General features: G+C 63.4%; 9 protein-coding genes, 1 pseudogene and 1 riboswitch. Of the genes and pseudogenes, 3 read left to right on the top strand and 7 right to left on the bottom strand.

The window, feature by feature from the left end; all coding sequences use genetic code 11:
• Window positions 1-14 precede the first annotated feature (14 nt).
• From DYST_RS11165 to DYST_RS11155, 3 genes and pseudogenes are all read right to left on the bottom strand, one after another.
• A complete protein-coding gene (locus DYST_RS11165) occupies window positions 15-1,319 on the bottom strand; it encodes an NAD(P)/FAD-dependent oxidoreductase (protein ID WP_239951900.1) in 1,305 nt (434 codons plus the stop codon).
• A 58-nt stretch (window positions 1,320-1,377) separates the two neighbouring features.
• Window positions 1,378-3,547: pseudogene (locus tag DYST_RS11160) on the bottom strand (primosomal protein N').
• Between the two features lie 474 nt (window positions 3,548-4,021).
• Window positions 4,022-5,140, bottom strand: a complete 1,119-nt coding sequence (locus DYST_RS11155) for a DUF3667 domain-containing protein (RefSeq protein ID WP_239951899.1) — start codon at window positions 5,138-5,140, stop codon at window positions 4,022-4,024.
• Between the two features lie 140 nt (window positions 5,141-5,280).
• Between DYST_RS11155 and DYST_RS11150 the strand changes: the two genes are divergently transcribed.
• Both DYST_RS11150 and sppA read left to right on the top strand, forming a co-directional pair.
• Window positions 5,281-6,648: an MATE family efflux transporter gene (locus DYST_RS11150; protein ID WP_239951897.1), complete on the top strand. Its 1,368-nt coding sequence runs from the start codon at window positions 5,281-5,283 to the stop codon at window positions 6,646-6,648.
• 129 nt (window positions 6,649-6,777) lie between these two features.
• Window positions 6,778-8,640: a signal peptide peptidase SppA gene (gene sppA, locus DYST_RS11145; RefSeq protein WP_239951895.1), complete on the top strand. Its 1,863-nt coding sequence runs from the start codon at window positions 6,778-6,780 to the stop codon at window positions 8,638-8,640.
• Window positions 8,641-8,718: 78 nt separating this feature from the next.
• Here the strand turns inward: sppA and metE are convergent, their stop codons facing one another.
• Both metE and DYST_RS11135 read right to left on the bottom strand, forming a co-directional pair.
• Complete coding sequence (gene metE / locus DYST_RS11140) at window positions 8,719-11,007, bottom strand: 5-methyltetrahydropteroyltriglutamate--homocysteine S-methyltransferase (RefSeq protein WP_239951893.1); 2,289 nt, start codon at window positions 11,005-11,007, stop codon at window positions 8,719-8,721.
• Between the two features lie 207 nt (window positions 11,008-11,214).
• A riboswitch (cobalamin riboswitch) is annotated at window positions 11,215-11,448 on the bottom strand.
• A gap of 59 nt (window positions 11,449-11,507) precedes the next feature.
• Window positions 11,508-12,329, bottom strand: a complete 822-nt coding sequence (locus DYST_RS11135; protein ID WP_102302155.1) for an ABC transporter ATP-binding protein — start codon at window positions 12,327-12,329, stop codon at window positions 11,508-11,510.
• Between the two features lie 353 nt (window positions 12,330-12,682).
• On the opposite strand from DYST_RS11135, the gene DYST_RS11130 reads away from it, so the two are divergent.
• The gene (locus tag DYST_RS11130; protein ID WP_102301932.1) at window positions 12,683-13,465 is read left to right on the top strand and encodes an SDR family oxidoreductase; all 783 of its coding nucleotides are present in this window, start codon (window positions 12,683-12,685) and stop codon (window positions 13,463-13,465) included.
• Window positions 13,466-14,101: 636 nt separating this feature from the next.
• Here DYST_RS11130 and DYST_RS11125 read toward each other — a convergent pair.
• Both DYST_RS11125 and DYST_RS11120 read right to left on the bottom strand, forming a co-directional pair.
• Window positions 14,102-14,737, bottom strand: a complete 636-nt coding sequence (locus DYST_RS11125; RefSeq protein WP_239951891.1) for a DUF4124 domain-containing protein — start codon at window positions 14,735-14,737, stop codon at window positions 14,102-14,104.
• Between the two features lie 19 nt (window positions 14,738-14,756).
• A complete protein-coding gene (locus tag DYST_RS11120; RefSeq protein WP_199178902.1) occupies window positions 14,757-15,701 on the bottom strand; it encodes a DegV family protein in 945 nt (314 codons plus the stop codon).
• Between the last annotated feature and the right edge of the window lie 225 nt (window positions 15,702-15,926).

Here is a 15,926-nt window from a genome sequence, read left to right as displayed (position 1 = left end):
CATGATTCTCCACCCTAAGCGTCTTTGGGCAAAGACGTTTGTGTGTCGGCCCGTTCATCGATACCGGTGACGATGCGGGCGTGGCGCTGGTAGGTCCAGTACGCCCAGGCCCAGTCCAGCATCACCACGAGACGGTTGCGGAAGCCGATCAGGAAGGCGATGTGGGCGATCAACCAGACCCACCAGGCGAGTATCCCGGACAGCTTCAGCCGTCCAAACTGCGCCACCGCAGCCATGCGGCCGATGGTGGCGAGTGCGCCATCGTCGCGGTACGCAAAAGGCTTTGCGGCCTTTTCCCCGCGCCAGCGCGCCTTGAGCAACGTGGCGACGTAATGCCCCATCTGTTTGGCCGCGGGCGCGACGCCGGGAACCGGCTTGCCATTGGCCTGGGTGACGGCGGCAAGGTCGCCGATGACGAAGACGTTCGGATGGTTGGGCAGGCTGAGATCGGGCTCGACCAGTACGCGGCCCGCGCGATCTAACGGGGCGCCCAGCTTGCGACCGAGCGGCGAGGCGGCTACGCCGGCTGCCCATAGCACGGTACGCGCTGCATACGGTGCTCCGTCCAGCATCACGCCTTCCTCATCAATGGCGGTGACGGACGTGCCAAGGCGCACTTGTACGCCGAGCTTCTCGAGCTGTCGCCGTGCCTTGTCCGACAGATCTTCGTCGAACGCTGGTAGCAGTCGGGGGCCAGCTTCCACCAGTAGTACGTTGGCGTGGCGCGGGTCTGCGCGACGAAATTCGCGTGGCAGGGTGTGGCGAGCAATTTCTGCCACGGTGCCGGCGAGCTCTACGCCGGTCGCGCCGCCGCCGACGATGACAAAATTGAGCCACGCCTGTCGTAGTGCCGGGTCTTCCTCGAGTTCGGCGCGCTCGAAGGCGACCAGCACGCGACGGCGGATAGCGAACGCGTCTTCGAGTGTTTTCAGGCCTGGCGCGTGACGCTCCCATTCGTCGTGGCCGAAGTAGGCGTGCGTGGCGCCGGTAGCGACGATCAGCGCGTCGTATGGCATATCACCGCGCGCAAGTTTTACGACTTGGCAATCGAGATCGACGTCCCGCGCGTCGTCCATCAGTACGGTGACGTTGGCTTGTTTCCTGAGGATTTGTCGCAGCGGTGCGGCGATGGATGGCGCGGATAGCCCCGCGGTAGCCACCTGATACAGCAGCGGCTGGAACAGGTGATGGTTGCGCCGGTCGATCAGTGTGATGCGCGCGTTGGTGTCAGCCAATTCGCGCGCCACAGCGAGACCACCGAAGCCGCCGCCGAGGATGACGACATGAGGACGAGCGTTGGACGATGCATTGCCTTCCATGTGATGCCTCTTTCGAAGTTAAAAGAATCATCGGAGGTTCCGCCGTGTCGTCCCGTGTTCAGTAGAGATCGATGGGATCGACATCGAGCGACCACCGCACGCGACGCGCCGAAGGCAGCCTCGACAGCGATGGATACCAAGGTCTGAGTGCAACGTGCAGCGCGCCCCGTGTTTCGGCTTCGATCAACAGTTGGCCCCGATGGCGGCCTGCACGTAACGGCATGGGCGCGGGCATGGGGCCAGCCAGTTGCAGTGGCGTACCGGTCAATGCGTTTGCCGCTTCGCTGAGAAAGGCATCGACGTGTTCGCGCTGGTGCGCGTCGGCGCGCAGCAAGACCTGATGACCAAACGGCGGCAGTTGCACACTGCGGCGTTCTTCCAGCAGCGTTGCGGCAGCTGCCGCATAGCCTTGCGCGAGCAGTTGGCGCAAGAGCGGATGTTCGGGGTGATGTGTTTGCAGCAACACGCGCCCGGGTTTCTGCGCACGACCCGCGCGACCGGCCACCTGCACGACCAGTTGCGCAAGCCGTTCGCTCGCGCGGAAATCCACGCTATGCAGCCCTTCGTCGACGCCGACGATGGCGACCAGCGTGAGATTGGGCAGGTCGTGGCCCTTGGCCAGCATTTGCGTGCCGACAAGGATGGCGGGGCGATCCTCGTGGAGGCCTTCCAATAGTTGTTCGAAGGCATCACGCCGGCGCGTGGTTTCGCGGTCGATGCGCATGACCGGCACCTCTGGGAAGTGCGCGGTCAGCGCTTCTTCCAGGCGCTCGGTGCCCTGGCCCTGTGGCTTGAGTTCGGGCGAGAAACAGGACGGGCATTGCCCGGGCATGCGTGTGTTGTAGTCGCAGTGATGACAGATCAGTGTGCGGCGTGCCGCATGCAGTGTCATCGGGTGTTCGCAGCGTGGACATTCCGCATGCCAGCCGCAGCTGTAGCAGAGCAGCACCGGTGCATAACCACGGCGATTGCGGAACACCAATGCTTGTTCACCGCGCGCCACCGTATCGGTGACAGCGGCAAGCAGGGCGGGTGAGAGGCCGTGATCCAATCGTTGCGCGCGCATGTCCACGATCTGCACTTGTGGCGCGCGGATTGCTCCCGGGCGTGCGCGCAGGTGCAAGGTGCGATAGCGGCCTGCCTGCACGTTCGCCAGCGATTCCAGCGATGGCGTGGCCGAGCCGAGCACGACCGGCACGTTGAGCGCGCGCCCGCGCAGGATGGCGAGGTCGCGCGCGTGGTAACGGAAGCCTTCCTGCTGCTTGTAGGCGCTGTCGTGTTCCTCGTCGACCACGATCAGGCCGGCGTTGGGCAGTGGGGTGAAGATGGCCGAGCGCGTGCCGAGGATCACCTTGGCCTCGCCGGAACGCGCGCGCAGCCAGGCGCGCGCGCGATCACCTTCGGCCAGGTTGGAATGCAGGACCTGTACTGCGACACCGAGACGGTCGCGAAGGCGGCGCACGGTCTGCGGCGCGAGGCCGATCTCCGGCACCAGCAATAAGGCCTGCTTGCCTTGCGCGATGACTTTTTCGATCAGCGCGAGATAGACCTCGGTCTTGCCGCTGCCGGTGACGCCGTCGAGCAGAAAGGATTGGAAGGTGCCCAGCGATTCGCCGATGGCGTCCACGGCCTGTTGCTGCTCGTCACTCAGCGATGGCGCAGTCGTGACCGCCATCGGCCCGGCCGTTTGGGTACGTGTGCGTTCGATCAGGCCTGCCTCGTCGAGCCGGCGTGCGGCGTCGCGCCAGCCGGGCAGCATCTCGTGCAGTAGTTCGGCGGTCTGCGGGCCGCGTGCCAGTGCTTCGAGCAAGGCGCGACTGCCGCCGCGCCGGCTGCCTGCGTCGAGGGCACTGCGCCCGGCGGCGGTCAGTGCCCAGGCCTCTTCGTGCAGCTCGGGAAGCGGGCGGTCTTCGCGCAGGGCCAGGGGCAGGGCGTTGGCGTATGCCTCGCCGGGTGCCCCCAGCCAATAATCCGCGGCACGGGCGAGGGTGGCCATCAACTCGGCGTCGAGCAGGGGGGGCATCGTCCAGGACGCGGAGCACTCGCTTGAGCCGGGCGTTGCCTACCGCGGATTCCACCCCGGCCTCGACTACGACGCCGACCGCTTTGCCCTTGCCGAACGGCACCAGCACCCGGCTGCCCGCGACCGCCTCGCCGGTGGCCGGCGGCAGGTAGTCGAACAGGGTTGGCAGGGGCACCGGCAGGGCAACGCGAAGGACGGCGGGCATGAATACCTCTTGGAGAACCAGTGTAACCGGCCCGTTGCACTGGACGGAATTCCAGCCGGGTGAAACGCACGGATCCACCGTTTGGCTGCCTGGCGATGGCTTGCGCATGCTTGCTGCCCTGTCATCTAGAAAGGACAGCTAAGTGACTAACGGCAGGGGGCTTTTCATGTTATCCACAACCTCTGTGGATAACTCTGTGGATGGCCCGTTGAGGGAGGCCTCTGGGGCGCATGAAAGCGTCCTTCCGTACGCGCTGTTCAAGTTTTAGCCACCAAAAAAACATCAATAAATACATTGAGTTGAGTTTTTTGCTTGGCTAGGGTTCATACAATTGCCATAGGCATGGGTCTTGCCTTGACAGCCATGTGACGCTGTGCAAAACCCCCGTTTGAAGCGCTTTACGGGCTTGCCGAAATTGCGTAGGTGCCCGGTTTGTGTGTGATTTGTGTCACAGAAAGTAGCCGGTGGCCGGGGTCAGTTCGTTACGCCCAGAATCGCTGCAAACGCGAGCGCTACCGAAGCCAGGATCGTGTAGCACCAGCCGACGAACAGGTACTTCACGATCGTCATGAACCAACCCTGCCGATAGACCTTCTTTTGCATGATCAGCAAATAGACCAGCGTCCAGACCCACAGGGCCCACTGCAGCAGGCGTAGCGGTGTGCCCACCCAAGCCGCATGGGGTGTCAGCCAGGCCTGCAGGGCGTACAGCATCATGCTCAGTAACAGGGACAGGAACAGGAAGGCGTGGCTGTGCAGCGCCACGATCAGGTGTTCCATATAAAGCCGGCGCTTGAAGAAGTAGGTGAACTTCAACAGCAGGGCAAACAGGGGCATCAGCACAAACATGGTCTGCGGCAGTGCATGGAACACAGAGGCTACGACGCGCTCCTCTGCCTCAGCCGCCTGCTCACCGCCGTTCGACATCTCTCGTATGTTGGACACGGCCCGCGCTCTGGAGCGATTGAGGCTGTGGTTGATAGCTGCGGGGAGCCACGGGATGTCGATCGCGAACGAGGTGAAGTCCATGTCTTCGACGGTGACATTGGGCATCGCTGGGGCATGAAGCTCGGCCAATCGATGGTTGGCGTGGTCGCGCTCCACGTTGACCAGACGGTTGTAATGCTTCGCCTTCTGGTCGCTTTGTCCCTTGGACTTCTCGATGTCCTGGCGCATTTGCTCAAAATGCGCCCGCACGGCGTCAGGGGTCGTGTCTTTGGCGAACTCACCGGTGCCGACACTCGCTTTGGAGCCGAACTCCAATAAACCGGAGCTCCCCATGACCAAGTGAGATACGAAGAAGGCCAGCAGGGCCAGCACGAACATCAGGCGGAACGGCGCCACGTAACGCTGGCGGCGGCCCGAGAAGCATTCCAGGGTGAGGAAGCCGGGCTTGAGGAACAGTGGTGGCAGCGTGTGGATGACGCGGCCGTCCACGTGCAACACCATGTCGAGGGTGTCTTCCACCATGTGATGCATAGGGCGCAGCACGGTGTGGATGGACTGCCCACACTCGTGGCAGAACTCGCCCTGCATGGGCGCGCTGCAGTTGGCGCAGTGCACGCCTTCGAACGAAACGATTTCTTTCTTCATGCCCTCTCCCCCCGGGATGATCAGCCGCGGATCTTGGCACAAGCGGCTTGCGTAGACAGCAGTCGTGGGGCGTTTCTGAAAGCGCTGTCGGTAAGGATGACGACAGGACTGGGTTAGACTGTCAGCCTAGGAGTCCTTCTATGCTGTCTTTCCGCCCCGATCGCGCCAAGGTGGCGCACGAGGTCGGCGCCACAGTGCGCCTTGCCCTTCCCCTGATCGCCGCGCAGCTCGCCGCGGTGGGTCCGAACTTCGTCGATGCCGTGCTCGCCGGGCACCTGAGTGCGCACGTGCAGGCGGCGGTGACCACAGCGGTCAGTATTTGGGCGCTGGCGCTAGTCAGCGGCCTGGGCATGATGATGGCGGTGCCGCCCTCGGTCGCCCAGTTGGACGGCGCGGGGCGCCGTCACGAAGCGGGTGCCGTGTTCGTGCAGGCGTTGTGGCTGGCCTGGGGCATGGGCATCGTGTTGTGGTTCCTGGTACGCCATGCCACGCCGTTGCTCGATTGGATTGGCGTGGTGCCGACGCTGCGCACCGACGTCATGCACTTCCTGCACGCCATCAGTTGGGCGGCGCCAGCGATGACGAGTTACTTCGCCATCCGCGGCCTGTCCGAAGGCCTGTCGATGACGCGTCCGTCGATGTACTTCGGCTTTGGTGGCCTGTTGGTGCTGGCGCCGCTGGGCTACGTGCTGATGTACGGCAAGTTTGGCCTGCCCGCGCTGGGCTCGCTGGGCAGCGGCATCGCCACCGCGACGGTGTTGTGGCTGGAGATGTTGGCGTTCCTGTGGTTCGTCATCAAGCACCCGGCCTATCGCGACGCCAACCTGCGCGGCGGCATGGCCTGGCCCAAGCCGAAGATGATTCTCGAGCTGGTAAAAATCGGCGGCCCGATGGCCGTGACGCTGCTGGCCGAGGGTGGACTGTTCGTGGCGGTGGCGCTGGCCATCGCGACGCTGGGCGAGACGGTGGTGGCGAGCCATCAGGTGGCGCTGAGCGTGGCGACCATTGCTTTCATGGTGCCGCTGGGGTTGTCGATGGCGATCACCGTGCGGGTGGGCAACGCGGTCGGCCGTGGCGATGCCCAGGGCGTGCGTTATGCCGGCCTGTGTGGCGTCGGGCTGGCGCTGTGCGTGCAGACCGTTTCCTCAACGGTCATGCTGACCCTGCCGCACGTGCTGGCGAGTGCGTACACACATGATGCCGGGGTGATCGCGCTGGCTGCGCAGCTGATGGTGCTGGCCGGGTTGTTCCAGTTTTCGGACGGCATCCAGGTCACCTCCAACGGTGCACTGCGCGGCCTCAAGGACACGCGGGTGCCGATGGTGATCACCCTGTTCGCCTACTGGGGCGTCGGTATGCCGGTGGGCTGGTGGCTGGCGTTCCGCCATGACATGGGCGCGCGGGGCATGTGGATCGGCCTGATCGCCGGCCTGACCATGGCGGCCATCCTGCTGTTTACCCGCTTGTACCGCAACACGTCCCGCGAACGCTGGCGCCGTACCCCCTAAGGTTGTTCGGTGCCTTACGTCCAATCCCAACGCGGGAACGGGTAAAGATGACGGGTATGTGCGGTTCGTACCACATGACCTTCACCACACGAACAGCTACGCTGTTGTGGACATCCTGAGGAACCTCGCATGGCGGAGCCCCGTACGAACGGCTTTTGGGCCTTTCTCTGCGTTCTTGGACGCGGTATCAACATCGTCAGGTTGACCCTTCTCAACCTGATCTTCTTCGCCTTCCTGTTTCTGTTCCTGCTGGTGCTGATTGTCGGCTTTGCCGGCACTCGCGCTGAGCACGTCATTCAGAGCGACAGTGTGCTGGTCATCAAGCCCAAGGGCGATCTGGTCGAGCAGTACAGCATCGACCCGATGCAGCGCGCGCTGGCCAGTCTGTCGGGCAACCCGCCCAAGCAGATCCAACTGCGTGACCTAGTCGGCGCCATCGATGGCGCGGCCAAGGACGCGCGCATTACGCGCATCCTGCTGGAGCCGGGCGAGTTGCAGGGTGGCGGCTTTGCCGCATTGCGCGAAGTGGGTGCAGCACTCGACCGCTTCCGCGCTGCCGGCAAGCCGGTGGTCGTGTGGGCGCCGAGCCTTGACCAGGGCCAGTACTACCTCGCCGCGCATGCCGACCGTGTGCTGGTCGATCCGCAGGGCGGGGTGATGATTACGGGCCTGGCCAACTACCGCTTGTTCTACAAGGATCTGCTCGACAAGCTCGGTGTGGACGTGCACCTGTTCCGCGTCGGCCAGTTCAAGAGCGCCGCTGAGCCGTACATCCTCGACCACGCCTCGTCCGAAGCTAAAGAGGCCGACAGTTTCTGGATGGGCGGCCTGTGGGATAGCTATATCAACGAGGTGGCCAAGCTGCGCAAGCTGGATCCGGCCACGCTGCGTACGGATATCGACACGCTGCCGGAGACGATCGCCAACGCCAAGGGTGATCTCGGCCAGCTCTCGCTGGAGCAGCACCTGGTCGATGGTGTGGCGACGCCGGCCGAAGTGAACGCCATGATGCGCAAGGAAGGCGTGCCTGCCGGCAAGAAGGGCGAGGGCTTCCGCCAGGTATCGCTGTCGCAATATGAAGGCACGATTTCCGAAGACGCCACGCAGACACCGGGCGTTTCCGTGGTGGTGGCCGAAGGCGAAATCACCGGTGGCAAGCAGCCGCAGGGCACGGTGGGTGGCGATTCTACGGCCGAGCTGATCCGCGCCGCGCGCGAAGACAAACGCACCAAAGCATTGGTGCTGCGCGTGAACTCGCCGGGTGGCGAGGTGTATGCCGCCGAGCAGATCCGCCGCGAAGTGGCGCTGACCCGCGAGGCCGGCATTCCGGTTGTGGTGTCGATGGGTAACGTTGCGGCCAGCGGCGGCTACTGGATCTCGATGAACGCCGATCGCATCTACGCCGAGCCCAACACCATCACCGGCTCCATCGGCATCTTCGGCATGATTATGACGGTGCCCGGCACGCTGGATAAGCTGGGCGTGAAGAGCGACGGCGTGGGCACCAGCCCGCTGGCGGGTGCGTTCGATATCACGCGTCCGCTCGATCCCAAGGTGGGCACCGTGATCCAGGCCACCATCGAGAAGGGCTATCGCGATTTCGTCGGCAACGTAGCCAAGGCACGCGGCAAGCCGTACGACGCCATTGATGCCATTGCGCAGGGGCGCGTGTGGACCGGCCAGCAGGCGCTGGATCGCGGTCTCGTCGATCAGCTTGGTGGTATCGGTGAAGCCATTGCCGACGCTTCGCAGCGCGCCAAGCTTGGTAAGGACGCACCGGTGCGTTACGTGGAAGAGCCGATGGGTGGCTTCGCACAGTTCCTGATCGGCCTCAACAACGATGCGATGGTGCAGATGGCGCAGTCGTACGGCGTGCAGTTGCCGTCGTGGGTTGCCCACATCAACACGATGGCGCCGGAACTGAAGCTGTTGCGCACCGCACAGGCGGGGCGCCCGAACGTTTACGCCTACTGCTTCTGCTCGCCACGTTGAGCCGTTGAATCTCGTCGCGCTACCGCGCGACGAGATTCGGATACATCGAGCCGCCGCTGGTTTCCAGCGGCGGATTTTTTATGCCTCGACAGCGGCCAGTTCACGCATGCGCCGTGCCGACGCCACCATGGCGACCAGGGCGGCACGCACTTCGGTCCAGCCGCGGGTTTTCAGTCCGCAGTCCGGGTTCACCCATAGCTGTTCCGGCTTGAGCACGTCGGCGGCCTTCTGCAAGAGCTCAGTCATTTCTTCGACATTCGGTACTCGCGGCGAATGGATGTCGTAGACGCCCGGGCCGATGTCGTTGGGATAACGGAACCGCACGAAGGCATCGAGCAGCTCCATGCGCGAGCGCGATGTCTCGATGGAGATCACGTCGGCGTCCATGGCGGCCACGGCTTCGATGATGTCGTTGAACTCGGAGTAGCACATGTGGGTATGGATCTGCGTGGCATCCTCCACGCCTGATGCGGTAAGGCGGAAGCTTTCCACTGCCCAGGCGAGGTACTCACTCCAATCCTTGCGGCGCAGGGGCAGGCCTTCGCGCAGTGCCGGTTCGTCGATCTGGATGACGTGGATACCGGCGGCCTCGAGGTCGAGTACTTCGTCGCGCAGCGCGAGGGCAATCTGGCGGCAGGTGGTGGAGCGCGGCTGGTCATCGCGCACGAATGACCATTGCAGCACCGTCACTGGGCCAGTGAGCATGCCCTTCATTGCACGCTTGGTGAGCGACTGTGCATAGCGCGACCAGCGGACAGTCATCGGTGCTGGTCGTTGCACGTCGCCGTAGATGATCGGCGGCTTTACGCAGCGTGAGCCGTAGCTCTGCACCCAGCCGAGCTTGGTGAAGGCAAAGCCGTCCAGTTGCTCGCCGAAGTACTCCACCATGTCATTGCGTTCGAACTCGCCGTGCACGAGCACGTCCAGGCCGATGTCTTCCTGGAAACGTACGCAGCGCTCGGTTTCGGCTTCGAGGAAGGCCTCGTATTCCTCGATGGAAAGCTTGCGGGACTTGAATTGAGCGCGGGCTTCGCGCACCTCATGCGTCTGCGGGAACGAGCCGATGGTCGTGGTGGGGAACAGCGGGAGATGCAGGTGCTGCTGTTGCGCTGCCTTGCGCGCGGCATGCGGAGAACGACGCGACAAGTCGGCCGCGTCGATGGCCGCCACACGCTCCGCCACGGCGGCGCGATGCACGCGTTCGGACTGCTGGCGGGCCAGCTGTTGCTCGCGGGCGGTGTCCAGCGTGGTGTAGGCGCGCACTAGCCCCTTCACAGCATCGGCCAGTACTCGAAGTTCGCCGATCTTCTGCGTCGCGAAGGCAAGCCATGACTTGAGGTCCGCGGGCAGCGCGTTTTCAACGGAGGCATCAACCGGTACGTGTAGCAGTGAACACGACGGTGCAATCTGCACGCGTTTACCGAAGCGGTCGTGAGCACGGCGGAATGTGCGGAGTGCGCGATCCAGGTCGGCGCGCCACACGTTGCGTCCGTCGACGAGGCCGAGCGAGATGATCTTTTCCTCGCCCAGTGCGTCGAGCACGGCATCGAGCTGCTCGGGTGCGCGAACGAGATCGATATGCAGGCCGTCGACCGGCAGCTCTGCAGCCAGAGGCAGATTCTCGCCGAGCGGACCGAAGTACGTCGCCAGCAGTAATTTCGGGCGCTCCACGGTGGCCAGGGCGTGGTACGCCGAACGGTAGGCCGCGTGATCGTCGCCATCCTGATCCAGCACCAGGCAGGGCTCGTCGATCTGTACCCATTCGGCGCCGGCCTGCTTGAGCTTCGCCAACAGTTCCGCATAGACAGGCAGCAAGCGCTCCAGCAGTGCAAGGCGATCGCTGCCATCCACGGCCTTGGAGAGCAGCAGGAAGCTCACCGGTCCCAGCAGGACGGGGCGAGCATCCAGGCCTTGCGCGCGGGCTTCCAGATACTCCGCGACTGGCTTATCGCCGCGAAGGCGGAAGCTCTGTTCCGCGTGGAGCTCCGGCACCAGATAGTGATAATTGGTGTCGAACCATTTGGTCATTTCCAGCGCATGCAGGTCGATGCCGTCGCGCTGCCATCCTCGCGCGAGCGCGAAGTAGCCGGCGTGCGCATCGCGCTCGACCAGGGAGCGATAGCGCTCGGGAATGGCATCGAGCAGGAAGGCAGTGTCGAGCACGTGGTCGTACAGCGAGAAGTCGTTGCAGGGAACGACGTCGGCGCCGGCGTCCCGCTGCAATGTCCAGTGCTTTTGCCTGAGTGCCGAAGCAGCTTCTTCCAACTGCTGCGACGTGGTTTCGCCGCGCCAGTAGGACTCCAGTGCATGCTTGAGCTCGCGCCGCGGGCCAATGCGGGGGAAGCCCAGGTTGGTAACGGTAGTCATGTTTGCGTGTCCTCGATTCGTGATGAATGAGGAACGAAGGAACTGCGCCAAAGCGATGCGGACAGCATCGACTTCCACGCCAGCGACCTTCGCCCCCTCGGGCGAACCGGAACAGCCGCGGGCGGGCACGGAGGCGCACGCCGTGGGCGCGGGCCACGGCGCGACATCCGGCCGCTTCCCCTCGGAAGCTCCAGGTCTGACAGAAGGGCGAGCCTTCTGGCCGGGGCAGGTCTTCGGGCTCGTGGACATGAAGCAGATCAATGCTTCGCCTACTGTTCGCCGCTTCCCGGCCCCAAGGGCCAGTGCTTATGGCGAAGGTCGTTTCCACACACCGCTGCGGGGCAGCGCCGGAATTGGCCCTTACGGGCCGCACCGGCTTCCCTTTTAATTTCATCCTTTCATCGCGATGAAAGGATGAAAACCACCAACGGCGCAAAAGTACGCCCGCGCGCCAGGGCGCGTCAAGCGATTTCCGCGGGGGATTGGACGGCCAGACGGCCCTATGCGATCGCTGCGCTGTAATAGTCGCCGTGGCGTTCCACACACACGGGCATGCCAAAAGTTTCGGAAAGCAGAGCGCCGGTGAGCACGTCGTGCTTGGCACCTTGTTTGTGCAGGCGTCCGTCACGGAGCAGGGCGACCTGCTGGATCTCGGGGAGAATCTCTTCTACGTGGTGCGTCACCAGCAGCAGCGTGGTGCCCTGACGCGCAAGGCCGCGCAGGTTCTCCAGGAAACGCCGGCGGCTCGCCATGTCCAGGCCCGCGCAGGGTTCGTCGAGCAGCAAGGCGCGTGGTTGATGCACCAGTGCGCGAGCAATGAGCACACGCCTCGCCTCACCGGTGGACAGGCTGGCCATGGTGCGCCCAAGTAGATGCGTGGCGCCGGCTTGATGCAGTGCTTCGTTCGCTCGCTCGCGCATGGTCCGCGTGACGTAATGGTCGAGCCCCAGCCGTTGCGCGGCGAAGAAGCTGGACAGCACGGCTTCGGAGACTTCGAGCGTCGCGTCGGTGGTGCAGTCGTGTTGCAGGGAGGGCGACACAATACCGAGCAGCCCGCGTAGATCGGAAACATGCCAACGATCGCGGCCGAATACACGCACCGGAGCGCGGCCGTCTTCCCGCGCGAGCGGGTACAGCTCGCGCGTGATCAAGCGCACCAGCGTGGACTTCCCCGCGCCGTTGGCACCGAGGATGGCGGTGTGCTGGCCAGCGCCAATGCGTAGGCTGAAGCGATCGAGGATCAATCGGTCACCGCGCATCACGCTGGCATCGTCGATGTCAAGCAGTGGCGCGTTGGCAAGTTCGTCGTGATGGGCGTTCATGCCGGACACGATGCACGTCCAGACGTCCATTTGCCAAGTGCCGAACATTTACTGCTGTGCTGCCTCTATCTGTTGCTGCTGCTTCTTCGCCTGTTCGTCCACGGTCTTCTGCACATCCGCCGCGCGTTGCTCGTCCTTCTTCATGTCGTCCCACGGCGTCGCGACGCGCGCGGTACTGGCGGCGGCAGGAGCGGACTCCGGTGCGGGCGCTTTGCCGGAGCAGGCGGTCAGGGAGAGCAGGCAAAGCAGGGGGGACTAGTCGTTTCATGAAAGGCCTCTCCGGTGGAAGGTCACACCTGCATGGTAGCGGGCCATGCTTGGCGCAGAACGTGTACAGGCTCTAAGCTCGACGCATGAACGCACGCATCGATGCCTGGCAGCTGCAAGGACACACCGCCCTGATCACCGGTGCCAGCAAGGGCATCGGTTACGCCACTGCCCGTGAGCTGGCCGGCCTCGGCGCCAACCTGCTGCTGGTGGCACGCGATGCTGATTACCTGGAACAGGTGCGTGTGGAGTTGCTGGACGACTTCCCCGGCATCGAGGTGTTGGCGTTCGGTGCAGACCTGGGACAACAGGAAGATCGCCTCGCCGTGTTCGACTGGGTCGCCGATCTCGGTGCGCCGCTTTCCCTGCTGGTGAACAACGCTGGTGGCAACCGTCCCGCGCCGACGCTGGCGTATCACGAGGACGAGTACCGGGCGATCTTCGAGCAGAATCTGTTCTCGGCCTTCGAGATGTGCCGGTTGGCGCACCCGCAGCTCGTGCAGCACGCCAACGCAGCCATCGTGAATGTGGGTTCCGTCTCAGGCGTGACGCATGTGCGCACGGGATCGCCCTATGGCATGACCAAGGCCGCCCTCCATCAGCTCACCCGCAATCTGGCGGTGGAATGGGCGGCCGATGGCATCCGTGTCAACGCGGTAGCGCCCTGGTATATCCGCACGCAGCGTTCCGAGCCGGCGCTTGCCGACGACGAGTACCTCGATGAAGTACTCGACCGCACGCCGCTGCGCCGCATTGGCGAGCCGGAGGAAGTAGCCGCAGCCATCGCTTTTCTCTGTCTGCCCGCGGCGAGCTATGTCACCGGCCAGGTGCTGGCGGTGGATGGGGGTTTTCTCAACTACGGGTTCTGACTCGCCGTCCGCGTGGGCTTAGTCACGCGGCGAAAAGGCGAGACAATCTGGCGCTGATCGCGCGTTTTCCACAGCGAATGTGGATGGGCTCATGGCGAGCCTGTGGATAGACCGCGCAAGTGCACGCCACGGTTGAAGTTTCATCATCATGCGCAAAAGATCGACAGCGGCCGATGGTTTTCCACAACGAATGTGGATGGCCTCTTGGCAAGCCTGTGGATAGTCGACGCAAGTGCGTGACAGCGCGAGATTTTTACCATCGTGCGTACTTTTGCAGCAGTGCTGACGCGTGGATTTCCACAGCTTGTGTGGATGGCCTATGGGCAAGCCTGTGGACAGTTGACGTAAGTGCGCGCCGGTACGAGATTTTCATCTTCGTGCGCATTTTTGCGCCAGGCTTGGCGCGGCCTTTTCCACAGTAAATGTGGATGGGACCTGGGTAAGCCTGTGGATAGGCGATGCAAGTCCATGTCGTAGCAAAGCTTTCATCATCATGCGCAGATCTGCAGCAGCTCGTGTGACTGCGTTTTCCACAGCGTTTGGGGAAACCCTGGTGGCAAGCCTGTGGACAAGCCGTCATTGGCCTTGTGCAGCATAGACTTGCATGACATTGCGCAAAAAGTGAGCAGTCGTGAATCAACAGCCGCGAAGTTGCCCGCGCAACTCCTGCTCGCGCTGCTCCAACGGAGGCTGATCACTCTTGAATGCGCGCCTGAGCTTGCTCTCGATGTCGTCGTACGCATCACGTAGGGAGCGGCAGGTTTCGGCTCGCGTCAATGGGCGGCACTGGTCCTGTACCCAGACGTAGTAGTTGGCGATGAGTCCGGGCGTAACGCGTCCGCGGTTGAGCTCGGGAGCGGATGCGCCGGCGGCGCCTGGTCCACCATAGGCCTGCGAAAGAGGCAGTTGCGCGGCGCCGAGAATGCCGTAGGGCACCTGATAGGGCTGGGGATCACCATTCTCGCTGGTATACGTCTTGCCGTCGGTTGCGCGTACACATGCATATAGAACGGGCAACGACGACTCGATCGGCGGTGGCGGTAGTGGTGGCGGAGGTGCCATGTCGGTTTCGGGCGCAGGGACGGTCTCGGGCCGGGCGGGCGTGTAGGCTGGGGTGTCGTTTAGTTGCAGCACTTGTTGGCGCTGCTGACTTTGGCAGGGCTTGTCCTGGAACGACACCTTGCCGCTGGCGTCAGTGCATTGGTAGGCCGTGCCCGCGACCGCGGGCAGGCTCAGCAGCAGGAGCGAAGCGAGAAAGCACAGGCGGATCATGCCTATCCTCCCGGCAGTCTCAGAACTCGGCGACGTGTTCTTCAGCGGCGAAGCCGAGCGTCACCGCACCTTCGCCCACATTGACCATGCCGGTGATACTCATCGGCGCTTCCATCAAATCCACGCCGCACTCTTCGCACGCCGTGCGCAATTCTGCATAACCGGGCAGCTTGGCCAGTTCAGCCAGATCGCCGCCGTAGCTCACGCATACCGCGGGCACCAACAGGCCGGCGTGGACGCGTTGCGCGGCGTAGTTGAAGAGTGTTTCCGCACCGTGCTCGAAGCCACGCACCTTACCGACCGGGCCTGTTTCGCCGCGATAGCCGCGCAGCAACGGCTTGATGTCCAGCGCTGAGCCAAGCATGGCGCTGAGCAGGCCCACGCTGCGGTCGCCTTTCTTCTTGGCGCGGGCACGCAGGTAGTAGAGGTCACGCGGCAGCATGTAGCCGTACGAGTTGTTGGCTACATAGGTGAGGCGTTCGCGGATGGCTGCGGGTTGTTCGCCCGCCTGGATCAGGCGCGTGGCTTCGACGATAGCCGGCCCTGAACCCGCAAAGAGTGTGCGGGTATCGATGACGCGCATCAGGAACGGACCCGAGAGGTTGTTCTTCTCGCGCACTTCTCGGTAGTGCTTGAGTACCGCAAAGCTCGCCTTGATCACATGCTCATTGATGGCGCTGCGCGTGGCGGTGATGGTGAGGCAGAACACACAATCCTGCTCGAGCACCAGTTTCTCAAGGAATAGCTTTTGCACGTCTTCGACGGAGCAGGGGATGGTCTCGGCCGAATGGCTCCGGTTACCAAGGTTGCGATCCAGGAAGCGGTGCAGCTCGACCTGGTTGCGGTTGTCCATGAAGACTTCGTCGTCGACATGGATGGTGATGGGCATCACCGCGATGTTGTGTTCTTGCAGGAATGCCTGTGGCAAATCACAGGCTGCATCGATGGCCAGACCCATCCGCATATTGAAGACTCCCCAGTCCGGTAACGAGCAAGGGCAACATAACACGCACCCCTGCACGTGCCGACCCCACCCCTTGGCTCATGATGCCATGGGTTTCGCCGCGCCATGGAAATCGCGATTGGGCTGGGGAGGTGCCGCCAGAGATGTGCTTCCGTGGTTTAGAAGGGGCACCGCCTCGCGCGGGTCGACGGATCTTATTGGGCACCTTGGCTCTCTCCGGCAAAC

Source organism: Dyella terrae, from assembly GCF_022394535.1.
GTDB lineage: Bacteria > Pseudomonadota > Gammaproteobacteria > Xanthomonadales > Rhodanobacteraceae > Dyella.
The sequence above is the reverse complement of the archived record's forward strand: the minus strand, read 5'-3'. Positions and strand labels throughout refer to the sequence as shown.

Excerpts from the sequence above, each read along its gene's own strand:
- DYST_RS11165 (WP_239951900.1), bottom strand. The coding sequence starts at position 1,319 with ATGGAAGGCAATGCATCGTCCAACGCTCGTCCTCATGTCGTCATCCTC.
- DYST_RS11155 (WP_239951899.1), bottom strand. The coding sequence starts at position 5,140 with ATGAAGAAAGAAATCGTTTCGTTCGAAGGCGTGCACTGCGCCAACTGC.
- DYST_RS11150 (WP_239951897.1), top strand. The coding sequence starts at position 5,281 with ATGCTGTCTTTCCGCCCCGATCGCGCCAAGGTGGCGCACGAGGTCGGC.
- sppA (WP_239951895.1), top strand. The coding sequence starts at position 6,778 with ATGGCGGAGCCCCGTACGAACGGCTTTTGGGCCTTTCTCTGCGTTCTT.
- metE (WP_239951893.1), bottom strand. The coding sequence starts at position 11,007 with ATGACTACCGTTACCAACCTGGGCTTCCCCCGCATTGGCCCGCGGCGC.
- DYST_RS11135 (WP_102302155.1), bottom strand. The coding sequence starts at position 12,329 with ATGAACGCCCATCACGACGAACTTGCCAACGCGCCACTGCTTGACATC.
- DYST_RS11130 (WP_102301932.1), top strand. The coding sequence starts at position 12,683 with ATGAACGCACGCATCGATGCCTGGCAGCTGCAAGGACACACCGCCCTG.
- DYST_RS11125 (WP_239951891.1), bottom strand. The coding sequence starts at position 14,737 with ATGATCCGCCTGTGCTTTCTCGCTTCGCTCCTGCTGCTGAGCCTGCCC.
- DYST_RS11120 (WP_199178902.1), bottom strand. The coding sequence starts at position 15,701 with ATGCGGATGGGTCTGGCCATCGATGCAGCCTGTGATTTGCCACAGGCA.